Source organism: Rhodobacter calidifons (genome assembly GCF_011174775.1).
GTDB lineage: Bacteria > Pseudomonadota > Alphaproteobacteria > Rhodobacterales > Rhodobacteraceae > Tabrizicola > Tabrizicola calidifons.
In genome coordinates this window covers 26895-41563 of record NZ_JAANHS010000007.1, presented here as the reverse complement: position 1 = coordinate 41563, position 14669 = coordinate 26895, and the positions used below count along the sequence as shown (strand labels likewise).

Genomic DNA, 14669 nt, shown 5'->3' with positions numbered 1-14669 from the left:
TTCCGCCATCGGCGCCGTGGTTCTGCCGGCGGAACCCTGCCGGTCACGCCCCGGCCGGCACTGCAAGCAGGGCCAGGATCAGTCCGGCCACGAGGAAGCCGGTGCAGAGCCCCCGGTTCGCCGCCATCACCCGGGTGTCGGCCGCGATCTTCGCCGAAATGCCGAAGAGGGCGCGCACCGGCCTGGCCTCCCGCAGGAACATCTTCATCGCCAGGTTGGCGCATGGATGAGCGCGACGAGCGTCACAGGGGCGGTTCCGATCATCCCGCCGGCATCCGGCTTTCCGCCATCTCGGCATACCAGCTTGCGCCGAAGGGAATGGCGGCGTCGTCGAAATTGTAGGCCGGGTGATGCACCATCGCGGTGTCGCCGTTGCCAAGGAAGATATAGGCGCCGGGGCGTTCGTTCAGCATGAAGCTGAAATCCTCGGCCCCCATCAGGGGGGCGGTGTCGGTATCGACATGGCCCGAGACACGCCGCGCCACCTCGGCGGCGAAATCGGTGTTCTCGGGCGTGTTCACCGTCACGGGATATCCGCGCTGGTAATGCACTTCGGCCCGGGCGCCGAGGGCAAGCGCCGTGCCCTCGACGATCTGGCCGAGCCGCGTCTCGACGAAGTCCTGGACCTGGGGATCCATGGTGCGGACCGTGCCCTTCATCCTGACCACCTGGGGAATGACGTTGTGGGCGGTCGAGTCGGTTTCGACGGTGCAGACGCTGACGACCACCTGTTTCAGCGGATCGACATTGCGGCTGGCGATGGTCTGCAAGGCCAGGATGATATGTGCGCTGACCACGGTGGTATCGATGCAGTCATGCGGTTTGGCGGCGTGACCTCCCTTGCCGGTCACCACGATCTCGAACTGGTCGGCGGCGGCCATCATCGCACCGGGGCGGATCGCGAAATGGCCCACGGGAATGCCGGGCATGTTGTGCATGCCGTAGACCTCCTGCACGTTCCAGCGCGTGAGCACTCCGTCCCGCACCATCTCGCGCCCCCCGCCGCCGCCTTCTTCGGCGGGCTGGAAGATGCAGACCACGGTGCCGTCGAAGTTCCGCGTCTCGGCCAGATATTTCGCAGCGCCCAGGAGCATCGCGGTGTGTCCGTCATGTCCGCAGGCATGCATCCTGCCCGGGACGGTCGAGGCATAGGGGACCCCGGTCTGTTCGGTGATCGGCAAGGCGTCCATGTCGGCGCGCAGGCCGATCACCCTGCCCTTGCTGTCGCTGCGTCCCCTGATGACCGCGACGACCCCCGTGCGACCGATGCCTTCCACCACCTCGTCGCAGCCGAAGGCCCGGCAAAGCTCGGCCACCTTCGCAGCGGTGCGGTGGACGTCGAACAGAAGCTCGGGATGGGCATGGAAATCCCGGCGCCAGGCGGTGATTTCGGGCAAGAGCTCGGCGAAACGGTTCTTGACGGGCATATGCGGTCTCCTTCGCCGGACAGGGTGAACCCGTTGCCGGGAAACGGCAAGCCCCGGACCCCGGGTCTGGAAAACCGGAATGTGATCGACGACCTGTTGCGAAAGACGCACATTTCCGACAAAGCGTCGCAAAAACGTCATGAACCCGGCTTGTTGCGGCCAGAGGCCCGCGCAATATGGGAAAAAGAGCCAGCGATACGGAGCAGTCAGATGGCCAGGACCACAACACAGCCGCAGCAGGGTGGCAGTACGAATCCCAGCCCGCAGCAACAGGGTCAGCAAGCCGGCGGGTCCACCCAGCAGGCCGGTCAGCCGATCTTCCGCGACTGGGCCTCGATCTGATCCCTCGCCCTCGGGGATCTTGACAAGCTGGCGGCGAGCCGCGACGGTGTGCGCGTTTTGTTCCCCAGCAAGCCCCCGATGCCCGAGCCCGTCTCTTCGATCCCGAACCTCGGCCCCGCCTCGGAGGCGGCCTTTGCCCGCGTCGGCATCACCTCGGCCGAGGCGCTGCGCGCGTTGGGTGCGGATGAAGCCTATCGCCGGCTGCTGGAAGGCGGATCGCGGCCGCATTTCATCGGCTATTACGTGCTGGTGATGGGTCTACAGGGCCGTCCCTGGAACGACTGCAAGGGCGAAGAGAAGAAGGCTCTGCGCAAGCGGTTCGACGCGCTGTGCGCCGGGTTCAACCGGTCGGATGCCAGGCTGCGCGCCGATGTCGAACGGATGCTCAGCTTTCTGGGCGTGGTCGAACGCGGATAGGCGTTGCGCCTAATGCGCCAGAAGTGCCGGCAGCCGCAGCTCTGCCAGGATATCCGTCGTCGCCCCGCCCAGGATGAAGTCGCGCAGGCGCGAATGTCCGAAGCCCCCCATCGCCATCAGCTGCGCGCCCGCAGCCAAGGCGGCCTCTTGCAGCGCCACGCCGATGCTGCGGCCGTCCAGCGTCAGGCTGACCGGCGCGGCGCTGTAGCCGCGCGCGCCCAGCGTCGCGGCCAGGCGGTCGGCGATATCCGCGCCGCTCAGCGCCTTTTCGTCCCGCACCGTCAGGACCGAGACCCGCCCGCCAGGGGCCAGCAGCCGCAGCGCATCGCCAAGCGCCCGGGCGGCGACCCGGCTTTCGTCCCAGGCGACGGCGATGTGATCCAGCCGGTCGGGCGAAGCCGTGGGCGGCATGAGGATGACCGGAACGCCCGCGCCGAAGATCAGCGCCTGCGCCATATCCTGCGCCGCCAGCATATCGGGCGCCCAGGCCACCACGGCAAGGTCCGCATAGCGCGCGGCGCGGGTTGCAAGCTCTGTCATCACCCCGGGCTGCGCCTGCCGCCGGGAGAAGCCGATAGCGTCTGTCCCGGCGCCACGCGTTGCCACAAGCGCAGCGATCCGGTCGCACTCCGCGAGGCTTCGCTCTTCGGCCGTCCGGGCCATGGCCTCGACGTTGACGAGGAAATTGCCAAGCGGCGCGGCGACGGGCGGGATCTGGACGGCATAGGCCGTGACCTCGGCCCGACAGCCGAGCACCCGCGCCAGATCGAGGCTGGCCAGAATCGCCGCGTCGGGAACCGGCTCGGGGTAGGTGGAAAGCGGGATGCTGGCAAGGCGTTCGGGCATGAAAGACGTCCTTAGGTGGCGAGGGGCAGACAGCCGGCGCCTTCAAGGCGTTGCCGGGATCTGTGCACGGATCGGGTCCGCCGGGAATGACCCATGTCAAACCATGCACCCACGTGCAGAGCGCTTGCCGGTCGCCGCAATGGATGCCGTGGTGCCCCCAGAGGGACTCGAACCCCCGACCCTCTGATTACAAATCAGATGCTCTACCAGCTGAGCTATAGGGGCCCCTTTTCCAGATACAGGCCGACGCGGGGCTGTGCAAGAGTTCAGTCCCGCTGGTCGCGCGCCAGGATCGCCACGGCGACAAGGCCCACGGCCATGACCAGAAGCGCGGCCGGGGCGGCTTCGGACAGGCGCTCCAGGCTGGCCAGTTCGAACACCCGGGTGGACAGCGTATTGTAGTTGAACGGGCGCAGCAGAAGCGTCGCGGGAAGCTCCTTCACGCAATCGACGAACACGACCAAGAGCGCCGTCAGCACCGAGCCCCGCATCAGCGGCAGATAGACCGACCCCAGCGTCCCCGCCGCCGACCGTCCCAAGGAGCGCGCGGCCATGGCGAGGCTCGGCGCCACGCGGCCGAAGGCGGCGTCGACCGCACCCTGCGCGATGCCGAAGAAGCGCACCATATAGGCCAGACCCAGCGCAAAGGCGGTGCCGGTGATCATCAGCCCGGGATCCCAGCCGGTCAGCGCCAGCACGGCGTCCGCCAGCCGGTGATCCAGCGCCGCCAGCGGCAACAGAAGTCCCAGCGCCAGTACCGCCCCCGGCGCGGCATAGCCGATCAGCGTCACCGGCAAGAGCCATTGCGCCCCGCGCGAGCCCTTCATCCGCAGCGCATAGACCAGGAACACCGCCGCCGCGACCGTGGCCAGCGCGGCAAGCCCGCCGACAACCAGCGTGTTCCGCAGCGCCTGGAACAGCCCCGGCGCCAGCCAGCCCGCGGGCGCGGCGGCGGAATGGACCAGCATCACCGCGACCGGCAGCACGAAGCCCCCCGCGAATGGGATCAGGCAGAGGATCGTGGCATACCAGCGCTTGCGCCCGGCGATGGGATGCGGCTCGACCGTCTGCGCGGCCCGGCCAAGGCGGTGAAAGCGCGCCCCGCCCCTGCCCGCGCGTTCCAGGCCGACCAGAATCAGGATCAGCGCCAGGATCACCAGCGCGATCTGCGCCGCCCCGCCCGCGTTGCCGCCGTTCAGCCAGGTCGAGAACACCCCCGTCGTCAGCGTCTGCACGCCGAAATGCAGCACCGTGCCGTAATCGGCCACCGTCTCCATCAGCGCCAGCGCCACGCCGGCCGCGATGGCCGGGCGCGCAAGCGGCCAGCCCAGCCGCAGGAACAGACCCCAGGGCCCGCAGCCCAGCGACCGCGCGACCTCGTAGGCGCGGCCGGACTGTTCGCGGTAGGCGGCGCGGGCCAGAAGGTAGACGTAGGGGTAAAGCGCAAAGGACAGGACCAGGATCGCCCCCGGCAGCGAGCGCATCTGCGGAAACCAGTAGTCCCGCGCCGAGGTCCAGCCGAAGGCCGCGCGCAAGGCCGACTGCACCGGTCCGGCATAGTCCATCAGGTCGACCAGAGCATAGGCGCCGACGAAGGCCGGGATCGCCAGAGGAAACAGCAGCGCATGGGCCAGCCAGTCACGGCCGGGAAAGCGGTACTGGCTGATCAGCCAGGCCGCCCCCGTCCCCATCGCGGCGGTCAGGACGGCCACGCCGCCCATCAGCATCAGCGTCGTGCCCAGATAGCGCGGCAGAACCGTCGCCATCAGATGCGGCCAGATGTTTCCGCTGGCGGTCACGGCCAGCCAGAGGATCGACAGGATCGGCGCAAGAACCACTGCCGCGATGAGAAAAGCCCCCAGCGTCCAGCGGTCCGGGATCAGCCGGAAGCGGCGATAGGCAAGTTGAGAGAAACGGTCGGACATCCTGATCAGCGGTTACATGAAAGCGGTTCAACTGTCCAGAAAAGCCCTTATAGTCGCCGCGTCGGGCAAGGGTTGCCCGCGCTGCGAAGTCAGGCCCGATGCGTATTGTCTACCACCTGGGTGCGCATTGCACCGACGACGACCGGCTGGTCCGCTGCCTTCTGAAGAACCGCGCCAGGCTGGCCGAACAGGGCATCGTGGTGCCCGCGCCGACCCGCTATCGCAAGCTTCTGCGCGACACGGCCTTGCAGTTGCGCGGGGCGGCAGCCTCCGAGGAGACCGAGGCCATGATCCTTGACCAGATCATGGACGAGCCCTCGGCCGACCGGCTGATCCTGTCCTGGACCAGTTTTCTGAGCTTTCCTGCCTATGCCGTGTCGAACGGGCTGTACGGCCAGGGTGGCCAGCGGCTGCGAACCTTCACCCAGATCTTCCCCGACATCGAGGCCGAGTTCTGCCTGGCGATCCGCAACCCCGCCACCTTCCTGCCCGACCTGCGCGACCGGGCGCGGGAGAAGGGCCACGACGACATCCTGGAGGGCGTCGATCCCCTGTCCCTGCGCTGGTCCGGCGCGGTGCGCGGGATCCTGGACCACAACCCCGGCGTGCCGCTGACGGTCTGGTGCGACGAGGACACGCCCCTGATCTGGCCCGAAGTCCTGGCCGTGGTCTCGGGCCATGCGACCGGCACGGTGCTGGAGGATTCCGACGAGCTTCTGGGCCTGCTGCTGACAGAGGCGGGCCTTGCGCGCTATCACGCCTATTGCCGCGAACATCCGCCGCAATCGGTATCGCAGCGCCGCCGCATCGTGACCGCCTTCCTGGAAAGGTTCGGCCGCCCCGAGCGGATCGAGGTGCCGATCACCCTGCCTGGCTGGACCGAAGAGCTGGTCGCGGCGCTGACCCGGGAATATCTGACCGATGTCGAACGCATCGCGCAGATCCCCGGGGTCAGGCTGCTGGAGCCGTGATCAGCTCATCCCCAGCGCGGCCTTGTACATTTCCAGAACCGCCTCTTCCTCGGCGATCTCGTCGGGCTTGCGCTTGCGCAGCGCGATGACCTTGCGCATGACCTTGGTGTCGTAGCCGCGCCCCTTGGCCTCGGCCATCAGCTCTTTCTGCTGCTCGGTCACGTCCTTCTTCTCCGCCTCCAGCTGTTCGTAGCGTTCGATGAACTGACGCAGCTCGTCGGCGGTGACGGCATAGGGGTCGGTCGCGTCGGCCATGGCTTACTCCGGGTCTGGATGGATCGGGATGGTCGGGCGTTCCTACCCCGCCCTTGCCCCGGGGTTCAAGGCGGGATCGGCGGCACGGCGCGCTTTGCTTGCGCGGCAGGCGGGATGCGGCTAGCTAGCGGCGCAGGGACAGGGGGGATGCAGATGCAGGTTCTGATCTGGGCGGGCACGGCACTGACATTTCTGGGCGTTGCGGGGCTGGGCTATTGCATCCTGGCCGCCTCCCGCGCCCGGCGTGCGGGACTGGACGACGCGGCGATGCGGGCGGCGTTGCAGCGCGTCGTCACGCTGAACCTGGCGGCGGTGGGTGTCTCGGCGCTCGGGCTTGCGGCCGTCGTCGCGGGGATCCTGCTGGGTTAGGCACGAATTCCCCGGTGCCGCGCAGGACCGGCGTCCCGGCCCGACCGGACGCAAATGCGCCCGTGGATCAGGCCGGGCCCGCGCATCCGGGTTTCAGACCGGCATGTTGTCGAAGCCCGCTTCGACCTCGGCATCGGTGGGCAGGCGCGAATCCTCGCCCGGCATCAGGGCCGCAAGGGCGCGCATTTCAGCCAGCAGCAGCTCCAGTCCCTGCTGCTGCAACTCGATGCCGGCGGCCAGCAGGTCGGCTTCGGCGCGGATCAGATCGGCGGGTTTGCGGGCGGTCATCGGGCACAACTCCGGCAATGCGGGGTCCAGGGCAGAGCGTCGAGCCGCGCCTCGGCGATGGGTGCGCCACAGCGAGTGCACAGGCCGTAGGTCCCCTCCTCGATGCGGCGCAGCGCGGCGCGGATCCGGGTGATTTCGGCAAGGCCCGCCTGGCCGGTGGCTTCCAGCACCTCGTCGCCCTCGCGTTCGGTGGCCAGATCCTCCCAGTCGGGATTGTGGTGCGAATCGAGTTCTTCCTCGATCGCCTCCAGCCGGGCGCCAAGTTCGACGAGCCGCTGTTGCAACGCTGCCTTGCGGACAGAGATCGGTTTCGGAACCTGGGCCTGCATCGCATCCTCCCTGCTTGGCCCGCAAGAATAGGCGGCGCCGGCTGCGCAGTCCTTGACACAGGTCAAGGGCGCTTTCGCTTTCCGCCGGGGCTGGCTATGGTCGCCGAGGCACCTGCCCAGGCCCGGAAGTGGAGAGAGACATGGACATCCGCGCGATCACCCCAGACTATGCCGTGTCCCCGCAGATCGAACCCGGGGATCTGCCGGCGATCAAGGCGGCAGGCTATGTGACGGTCATCGACAACCGCCCCGACGGCGAGATCCCGCCGCATCTGCACAGCGAGGAGATGCGCCGTGCGGCCGAGGCGCTGGGGCTGGTCTTCGTGGTCAACCCGGTGATCGGCGGCGCGCTGACGATGGACAACGTGACGGCGCAGGCGGCCGCGATCGCGGCCTCGACCGGGCCGGTCTTCGCCTATTGCGCCAGCGGCAACCGGTCGTCCATCGTCTGGGCGCTGGCCAATGCCGGCAAGCGGCCCGTGGACGAGCTGATCGGCCTGCCCGCCCGCTTTGGCTATCAGCTGGAACACCTGCGCCCCCAGATCGAGGCGCTGTCCCGGGGATAGGCCGACACAGGGAAGGCCGGCCGGCGGATGTCCGGCTAGCCGGCTGCGCGCAGCTCCTCACCTGGACTTGGGCCGGACGAGCCGACCGGAACGGCGGCCGCAGCCGGATTGATGCCCGTGGCCGGCGCCGGTTTCGGCGTCGCGACGGGCGCCTCGGTGAGCTTCAGCGCCCGCATGCCGCGATGCTGGCCAAGGCGCGCACCGGCGATGCGGCGCCCCTCCAGGGTTTCCAGCGCGATGGCATCCAGGGCCGCTGACGGCAGGACCAGGGTTTCGCCGACGGTCAGAGCCATGACCCGGTGCAGCGGCAGCCGCAACCGCCCGACCACCGCGTCCAGCCGGCAATCGGCCAGCAGCACCTGGGCCTGAAGGTCCTGCGTGAACTGCGGCGCAGCATTTTCGCCGGGATCGGAGGCAAGGACCGGACGTTCGCCCCGGCCTTCGGCGGGCAGGACCAGGATCACCTGCCCCACACGCGCCCCGCCGCCCATCGCGACCTCGGCGGTCAGCACGCGATAGCTGTCCTCTTCCAGCATCAGGGACAGCGGACGCGCATCCTCCAGCCAGGAGGCATAGCGGAAGCCCCCGGCCCAGACCAGATCCGCCTCTTCGGCCAGCGTCTCGTCCAGCCCGGCCAGCGCCCGGTCGATGACACCGGCCACCATCGCCGCGTCGATCCGGCTGGGTCGCCGGGGGGGCGGGGCTTGCGACACGAGGCGACCGAGCGTCTGCATCTCGATCAGCGTGGCGGTGACAACGGGGGACATGAGAAGGACGCCCAGCCCGCCCTGCGGACCGTCGAGCAGCGCCAGAAGCGCGCGGTCCGGGACGATTTCCAGGATCTCGGCCAGACTGTATCGCGCGATGGCCAGCGAGCGGATCTCGAGGTCCAGCCCCATGGCATCGCGCGCCGCGCGGGCAAGCGCCAGCCGCCAACCCCGGTCGGCCCCGGGGGCACCGTCCGCCTGGGCCGGACGGGCACGGTCGATCTTGCGGCGGATCACGTCGGTCATCGTGGCGGGCATCGCGGACTGTCCCTTGTCCCGCCACCCTAGGCCGGTCATCCTTGCGGAAAGGTTAAGCGGCCAGCGTTTCCAGCCGCAGGGGCACCGTCACCCGGAAGGCGGCCCCGCCCTGCCCCGGCAGATAGGCGACCGAGCCGCCGAGGTTGGTCATGATCTCGCGGCAGATCGCCAGGCCCAGTCCCGCGCCGCCGGCCCGGTTGGCGTCGGTCAGCCGGGCGAATTTCTCGAAGATCAGCCGCTGAGCGTCCTTGGGGATGCCCTTGCCGTTGTCGATGAAGTCCACCGTCACCCGCCCGGCGCGCTGTCGCACGACAATCCGCAGTTCGGGCCGGGCCGCGTCGCAGTACTTGCGGGCGTTCGAGATCAGGTTGATGAACACCTGCGTCAGCCGGTCGGCATCGGTCTTGAGATAGATCGCCTCGGAGGGCAGGTCGCGGATCACGGTGAACTCGCGTTCCGGCCGGGTCGCCCGCGCCGCGGTCAGCGCGGTGTCGATCATGCCCTGGAGGCTTGCCAGCCCCACCGTCAGCTGCACCGAGCCGTTCTCCAGCACCGAGAGGTCCAGAAGATCGTCCAGAAGCCGCGTCAGCCGCTTGGCCTCGTCATGGATGATCTTGCCGTAGCGGACCACCTGCTCGGGAGGCAGGTCGCCCTCGGTCAGGATCTCCGAAAAGGCGCGGATCGAGGTCATCGGCGTGCGCAGTTCATGGCTGATCTGGCTGAGGAAGGCGTCCTTCTGCAAGGACAGCTGGGTCAGCTTCTCGTTCGCCTCGCGCAGCGCGCCGGCGGTGCGGGTCAGTTCGGCCTCGCGCGCTTCGAGCCGGGCGGAATATTCCAGCAGCTGTGCCGATTCCGAGGCGACGGCCATCAGGTCCTCGACTGTCACCGTGGCGCGACCGACCAGCTGGCTGATCATCGCATGCGCCGTGGCCGCGCCCACCGATCCCGAAAGCCGCGATTCCAGACTGTCGAGAAAGCCGGGCGTGGGATCGGGCAGGAAGCTGTCCTTGCCCTGCGCGCGCGCCGCCTCCTGAAACAGCGCCAGCGCCGCGTCCTCGCCCAGGATGCGCTGCGCCATGGTCAGAAGCGCCTCTGGCTCCACCTGCCCGCGCGCCCAGCGTTGCGGGCCGACCGCGCCCTCGAAGACGTTGACGAAGGCCGCGCCCTGCAAGCGTTCGACCGGGCCGGGAAAGGTGAACAGCGACCCCAGGCAGAAGGCCATGATGTTCAGCGTCAGCGACCAGAACAGCGCATGGATCATCGGGTCCATCGCCTCGGTTCCGAACAGCGCCTGCGGGCGCAGCCAGGACAGACCGAAGGGCCCCTGGGCAAAGACTTCGGCCGAGAGCGCCGCGCCGGGGCCGAAGGAGGGCAGGAACGAGGTGTAGGCCCAGACCACCAGCCCGGTGACGAGGCCGAGGCTTGCCCCGGTCCGGGTGGCGCCGCGCCAGAAGATGCCGCCGATCATCGCCGGCAGCACCTGGGCCACCCCGAGAAAGGCGATCAGCCCGATGGCCGCCAGCGCCGCCGAGCCGCCCGAGACCTGATAATAGCCATAGCCAAGCGCCAGCACCGCGGCGATGGCCAGCCGGCGCGCCATCAGCACCACCTGTCGCAGGTCGTCCCCCGCCGCAGCCTTCGGGCGAAGCCGCAGCCAGAGGGGGATCATCACATGGTTCGAGATCATCGTGGCCAGCGCGATGGATTCCACGATCACCATCGAGGTCGCCGAGGAGAAGCCGCCCAGGAATGCGAACATGGCCAGCGCCCCCTGACCTTCGGCCAGCGGCAGGGTCAGGACGAACATGTCGGGGTTCGCGCCCTCGGGCAGCCGGTCAAGGCCCACGACCGCGATGGGCACGATGAACAGGCTCATCGCCATCAGATACAGCGGAAAGGCCCAGCTCGCGCGGGCAAGATGGCCCTCGTCCTCGTTCTCCACCACCATGACCTGGAACATCCGCGGCAGGCAGATCACTGCGGCGGCGGACAGGAAGATCAGGCCGGTCCAGCGCCCGGGCTGGACCTGCCAGGCGGCCAGATCGGCCGCGTCGATCCGGGCGATCACGTCGGCCACCCCGCCTGCGATGCCCCGGACCACGAAGCTGCCCACCGCCAGAAGGGCCAGAAGCTTGACCACCGCCTCGACCGCGATGGCGGTGACGATGCCATGGTGCTGCTCGCGCGCATCAAGATTGCGGGTGCCGAAGAGGATGGTGAACAGCGCCAGCCCCACCGCCACCCAGACCGCGATCTGGCCGGGATCCAGCGGACGCGAGCCGCCGGGCTCGGTCGCGGCGAAGACCCCGAAGGCCAGCACCACCGATTGCAGCTGCAAGGCGATGTAGGGCGTCGCCGCCACGACCATGATGACGGTGACGATCACCCCCAGACTGTTCGATTTGCCATAGCGCGAAGAGATCAGGTCGGCGATCGAGGTCACATTGTGCTGCCGGCCGATCCGCACCAGCTTGCGCAGAAGCCACCACCAGCCGATGAAGACCAGCGTCGGGCCGAAGTAGATCGTCAGGAATTCCAGGCCCGAGCGCGCCGCGTAGCCCACCGCGCCGTAGAAGGTCCAGGCGGTGCAGTAGATCGACAGCGACAGCGTGTAGACCAGGGGCGACCGCAGCCAGCCCAGCCGCCCGCGCGCCGCCCGCCTTTCGACCAGGAAGGCGACGGTGAAAAGGAAGACCACATACAGAAGGCAGGACAGGACCAGAAGGTTGAAGGGCATGTCAGTCCTCGTCGTCCTCCGCGCCCTCGCCGCCGCGCAGGCCCGGAGCGAAGGCCGCAGCCAGAAGGATCAGCCCCAGCCAGACCGCGAAGAAGTAGATCACATCCCCCGAAGTCAGCGCCATCCGCGCATCGGGCGTCCAGAGCAGCGGCAGCAGCAGCAGGAACAGGCCCAGCACCGGCAGGAGGCGGGCGGCATCGCGCAGGCGGCGGCGGCGGTAGGGCGCGCGCGCCAGGAACAGGGGCGGTTTCGGACGGCGCGTCACGGGGTGGGTCCGGGCTGGCCCAGCATGGCGCGGACCTCGGCCAGGATCTCGGCATTCGAGAAGGGCTTGGTCATGAACCGGTCGGCCCCGGCCTGTTCGGCCACTTCGCGGTCGCGGCCGCGCGCCGTCAGCATCATCACCGGCGTAGCCCGGCTGGCCGGGTCGGCGCGCAGGCTGGCCAGCACCTCCAGACCCGACATCCCCGGCAGCATGTGGTCGAGGATCACCAGATCGGGCGGATCCTGCCGCGCCAGGACCAGGGCGGCCATGCCCTCGGTCGCGTGGCTCACGCGCATGCCGTCGCGCGTCAACAGGAAGCGGATCGCCTCGGCGATGTTCGGTTCGTCCTCGATAAGAAGGACATGCGCGACCAATGGTTCCCCCCGGACAGTCTGTGCCGCCCCGCCCCACTATCGGCGCAAACCGGACCGCATGTCAAAGCCTGAGGGCTGGGTCCGCCGTGCCGTTGACCTGTCATGGACGTTGCACCGCGAAAGCGACGAGGCGGCATGGCCGCACGAGGAGCCGGCTATCCGATGGCCTCGGCCGGCAGGATCGACGGCTCGCGCCGGGCGGGGCAATCGCCGCACACACAGACCCGGCAGCTTGACCCGATGCGCAGAACCGGCCCCTCGCCCGCGTCGGGCAGGATCAGCATGGCCGCCTCGCGCAGTTCCGGCCCGCGCAGGCCCTGCGGGTGCCGTGTCTCGGCCCAGGCGATGACCCGGTGGCGCCGGTCGCCCTGCCCCGCCATCTGCACCCGCGCCTCGACCGGCTGCATCGGACGGCCGAGCGCCGCGTAAAGCGGCCAGAGCGGGCAGGCCGCCCCGAAGCGCGGCAGCGGAAATCCGATGGCGGGCTTGCGGAAGGTCAGCGTGCCGGACCCGTCGCAGAGGACAAGGCCGGCCTGCACCTCCGGCCGGCCCGCCAGCCGGCGCATCACCGCCAGCGGCGCGGCGGCAAAGCGCGCGGCCAGCGCCAGCGGATCGGGACCGATCTCGGCCAGGGCCGCGGCGAACGGCGCCTCGGGCAGGATCCCGGCATCGGCCCGCGCCCGGGCCACGTGGGCGCCGGCCAGGCTGCGCGCCGCCGAAGAGGCAAGCCCGGCGATCTCCTCCGCCAGCCCCGTCTGCAACTCGGCATCGGAAATCCGCCAGCCCCGGCCGCGCAGCCAGTCCTCTACCTCTTCCTGGGGCGCGGCGATCCCCTGTTCCTCGATGCCCTGGCGCGCGTCGAGAAAGCCCACCAGTGCCTCGGCGCCCGCCGCCAGCCTCTCGCTGTCCTGATGCAGGTTGCGATGAAAGCGTGCCGCCCATTCGGCATCCAGGTCCGGCGTCTCGGCCAGGATCGCCGCCGTCGCCCGCACCGCCGCCAGCGAGGACAGCAGTTCGTGCAGCGAGGCCGACAGGTGCGGGTCGTGGCTCATCCGGTCGTTCAGCGCCTCGACGGCGCGTTCCAGCGCCAGGCTCCGCGCCTCCAGGCTTGCCAGCAGCCCGGCCCAGCCCGGAAAGCGGTCAACGAAATCCTCCACGCGCTCGACCTCGGCCAGGGATCCGCCACGGGCGGCGGCCGAGCGCAGATCCTCCACCAGGGCGGCATTCCGGCCCTCGGCCAGGGCTGAGCGGTCGATCCCGATGGCATCGGCCAGCCGCTCCATCACCTCGGGCGTGACCTTGCGGCGGTTGTGTTCGATCAGGTTGAGGTAACTGGCCGAGATTCCCGCGCGCTGTGCCACATCGGCCTGTCGCAGGCCCTGGGCCAGACGCAGGTCGCGCAGCTTGGTTCCGGTCAGGGCGGACAGCGGCATGGGACCCCCTTGCCGCAGATTTACAGGCGATGTGAAGCTTTACAACCCTGAAGACGGGAACGCCGCCCCGAAGGGCGGCGTCAGGCCTTGCGGTCAGGCGCGCCGGATCAGTTCGCCAGCGCCTTGTCGGTGATGACGCTGGTCCAGGCCCCTTCCGGCGCCTTGGTGATGACCGGGTCCGAGCCGCCGGCAAGCAGCGTCGCCACGGTCTGTTCCGCTGCCGCCACGTCCAGCGCGCCGTTCGAGCCCGCAGTCAGCTTGGCGATCTCGCCCATCATCCGCTTCTGGTGCTGTTCGGTCTGCGCGCCGGTCTGGTCGTTCTCCAGCACGATCATCGCGGCCTCATCCGGGTTCTCCTCGGCATATTTCCAGCCTTTCATGCTGGCCCGGACGAACTTGACCATCGTCTCCTGGAAGGCCGGGTCGGCCAGACGGTCCTCAAGCACGTACAGACCGTCCTCCAGCGTCGCCACGCCCTGATCCTCGTACTTGAAGGTCACCAGATCCTCGGGCTTGATGCCGGCGTCGATCACCTGCCAGTATTCGTTGTAGGTCATGGTCGAGATGCAGGCCGCCTGCTTCTGCAACAGCGGATCGACGTTGAAGCCCTGCTTCAGCACCGTCACCCCACCCGGAGAGCCATCGGTCTTGAAGCCAAGCTGGGACATCCAGGACAGGAAGGGATATTCGTTGCCGAAGAACCAGACGCCCAGCGTCTTGTCGGCGAAATCCTTGGGCTCCTTGATCCCGGTCTCGGCCAGGCAGGTCAGCATCATCCCCGACTTGGCGAAGGGCTGGGCGATGTTGACAAGGGGCAGGCCCTTTTCGCGCGCGGCCAGCGCGGCGGGCATCCATTCCACGATCACATCGGCCCCGCCCCCCGCGATGACCTGGGTCGGCGCGATGTCCGGCCCGCCCGGCAGGATCGTGACGTTCAGCCCCTCTTCCTCGTAGAACCCCTTGTCCTTGGCCACATAATAGCCCGCGAACTGGGCCTGGGTCACCCATTTCAGTTGCAGCTTCACATCCTCGGCGCTGGCCCCCGATGCCATCGACGCCAGAAACGCCGCCGTCAGAAGTCTTTTCATGTCGTTCTCCCG

18 protein-coding genes and 1 tRNA gene are annotated in these 14669 nt (G+C 68.9%); 5 read left to right on the top strand and 14 right to left on the bottom strand.

Annotation, left to right across the window (positions count from 1 at the left end):
• Positions 1-43 precede the first annotated feature (43 nt).
• Entirely contained in the window at positions 44-208 is a 165-nt protein-coding gene (locus tag G8O29_RS10705; protein WP_166403234.1) for a DUF1304 family protein, read from the bottom strand.
• Between the two features lie 52 nt (positions 209-260).
• Complete coding sequence (locus tag G8O29_RS10700; protein ID WP_166403233.1) at positions 261-1427, bottom strand: M20 aminoacylase family protein; 1167 nt, start codon at positions 1425-1427, stop codon at positions 261-263.
• 24 nt (positions 1428-1451) lie between these two features.
• Here G8O29_RS10700 and G8O29_RS10695 point away from each other — a divergent pair, with 24 nt between their 5' ends.
• Positions 1452-1769: a hypothetical protein gene (locus tag G8O29_RS10695; protein ID WP_207623771.1), complete on the top strand. Its 318-nt coding sequence runs from the start codon at positions 1452-1454 to the stop codon at positions 1767-1769.
• Positions 1770-1847: 78 nt separating this feature from the next.
• A complete protein-coding gene (locus G8O29_RS10690) occupies positions 1848-2186 on the top strand; it encodes a TfoX/Sxy family protein (protein ID WP_166403231.1) in 339 nt (112 codons plus the stop codon).
• 9 nt (positions 2187-2195) lie between these two features.
• Here the strand turns inward: G8O29_RS10690 and G8O29_RS10685 are convergent, their stop codons facing one another.
• From G8O29_RS10685 to G8O29_RS10675, 3 genes are all read right to left on the bottom strand, one after another.
• Positions 2196-3032: a universal stress protein gene (locus G8O29_RS10685; RefSeq protein ID WP_166403230.1), complete on the bottom strand. Its 837-nt coding sequence runs from the start codon at positions 3030-3032 to the stop codon at positions 2196-2198.
• Positions 3033-3181: 149 nt separating this feature from the next.
• Positions 3182-3257: transfer RNA gene (locus G8O29_RS10680), tRNA-Thr, on the bottom strand.
• A 41-nt stretch (positions 3258-3298) separates the two neighbouring features.
• Positions 3299-4957 (bottom strand): ABC transporter permease, encoded by a 1659-nt coding sequence (locus G8O29_RS10675; RefSeq protein WP_166403229.1) that lies wholly within the window; start codon positions 4955-4957, stop codon positions 3299-3301.
• Between the two features lie 98 nt (positions 4958-5055).
• On the opposite strand from G8O29_RS10675, the gene G8O29_RS10670 reads away from it, so the two are divergent.
• Positions 5056-5928, top strand: coding sequence for a hypothetical protein (locus tag G8O29_RS10670; protein ID WP_166403228.1), 873 nt, complete (start codon positions 5056-5058; stop codon positions 5926-5928).
• On the opposite strand, the gene G8O29_RS10665 is transcribed toward G8O29_RS10670, so the two are convergent.
• Entirely contained in the window at positions 5929-6183 is a 255-nt protein-coding gene (locus G8O29_RS10665; RefSeq protein WP_166403227.1) for a DUF2312 domain-containing protein, read from the bottom strand. It lies immediately after the preceding gene.
• Positions 6184-6336: 153 nt separating this feature from the next.
• On the opposite strand from G8O29_RS10665, the gene G8O29_RS10660 reads away from it, so the two are divergent.
• On the top strand, positions 6337-6552 hold the full coding sequence (locus G8O29_RS10660; protein ID WP_166403226.1) for a hypothetical protein: 216 nt from the start codon (positions 6337-6339) through the stop codon (positions 6550-6552).
• Positions 6553-6645: 93 nt separating this feature from the next.
• On the opposite strand, the gene G8O29_RS10655 is transcribed toward G8O29_RS10660, so the two are convergent.
• Both G8O29_RS10655 and G8O29_RS10650 read right to left on the bottom strand, forming a co-directional pair.
• The gene (locus G8O29_RS10655; RefSeq protein WP_166403225.1) at positions 6646-6840 is read right to left on the bottom strand and encodes a hypothetical protein; all 195 of its coding nucleotides are present in this window, start codon (positions 6838-6840) and stop codon (positions 6646-6648) included.
• Positions 6837-7169 carry a TraR/DksA family transcriptional regulator gene (locus G8O29_RS10650; protein ID WP_166403224.1) on the bottom strand — a complete coding sequence of 111 codons (333 nt, stop codon included), beginning with the start codon at positions 7167-7169 and terminating at the stop codon, positions 6837-6839. Before G8O29_RS10650 ends, G8O29_RS10655 begins: the two co-directional genes overlap by 4 nt.
• 140 nt (positions 7170-7309) lie before the next feature.
• Between G8O29_RS10650 and G8O29_RS10645 the strand changes: the two genes are divergently transcribed.
• On the top strand, positions 7310-7735 hold the full coding sequence (locus G8O29_RS10645) for a protein tyrosine phosphatase family protein (protein ID WP_166403223.1): 426 nt from the start codon (positions 7310-7312) through the stop codon (positions 7733-7735).
• Positions 7736-7770: 35 nt separating this feature from the next.
• Here the strand turns inward: G8O29_RS10645 and G8O29_RS10640 are convergent, their stop codons facing one another.
• The 6 genes from G8O29_RS10640 to G8O29_RS10615 form a co-directional block, all read right to left on the bottom strand.
• On the bottom strand, positions 7771-8760 hold the full coding sequence (locus G8O29_RS10640; protein ID WP_242679054.1) for a FliM/FliN family flagellar motor switch protein: 990 nt from the start codon (positions 8758-8760) through the stop codon (positions 7771-7773).
• A gap of 52 nt (positions 8761-8812) precedes the next feature.
• Positions 8813-11497 (bottom strand): sensor histidine kinase, encoded by a 2685-nt coding sequence (locus tag G8O29_RS10635; protein ID WP_166403222.1) that lies wholly within the window; start codon positions 11495-11497, stop codon positions 8813-8815.
• Between the two features lies 1 nt (position 11498).
• Positions 11499-11762 (bottom strand): hypothetical protein, encoded by a 264-nt coding sequence (locus G8O29_RS10630; protein ID WP_166403221.1) that lies wholly within the window; start codon positions 11760-11762, stop codon positions 11499-11501.
• Positions 11759-12136 (bottom strand): response regulator transcription factor, encoded by a 378-nt coding sequence (locus tag G8O29_RS10625; protein ID WP_166403220.1) that lies wholly within the window; start codon positions 12134-12136, stop codon positions 11759-11761. Before G8O29_RS10625 ends, G8O29_RS10630 begins: the two co-directional genes overlap by 4 nt.
• 155 nt (positions 12137-12291) lie before the next feature.
• Positions 12292-13569 carry a helix-turn-helix domain-containing protein gene (locus G8O29_RS10620; protein WP_166403219.1) on the bottom strand — a complete coding sequence of 426 codons (1278 nt, stop codon included), beginning with the start codon at positions 13567-13569 and terminating at the stop codon, positions 12292-12294.
• 107 nt (positions 13570-13676) lie between these two features.
• On the bottom strand, positions 13677-14657 hold the full coding sequence (locus tag G8O29_RS10615; protein WP_166403218.1) for an ABC transporter substrate-binding protein: 981 nt from the start codon (positions 14655-14657) through the stop codon (positions 13677-13679).
• Positions 14658-14669 lie beyond the last annotated feature (12 nt).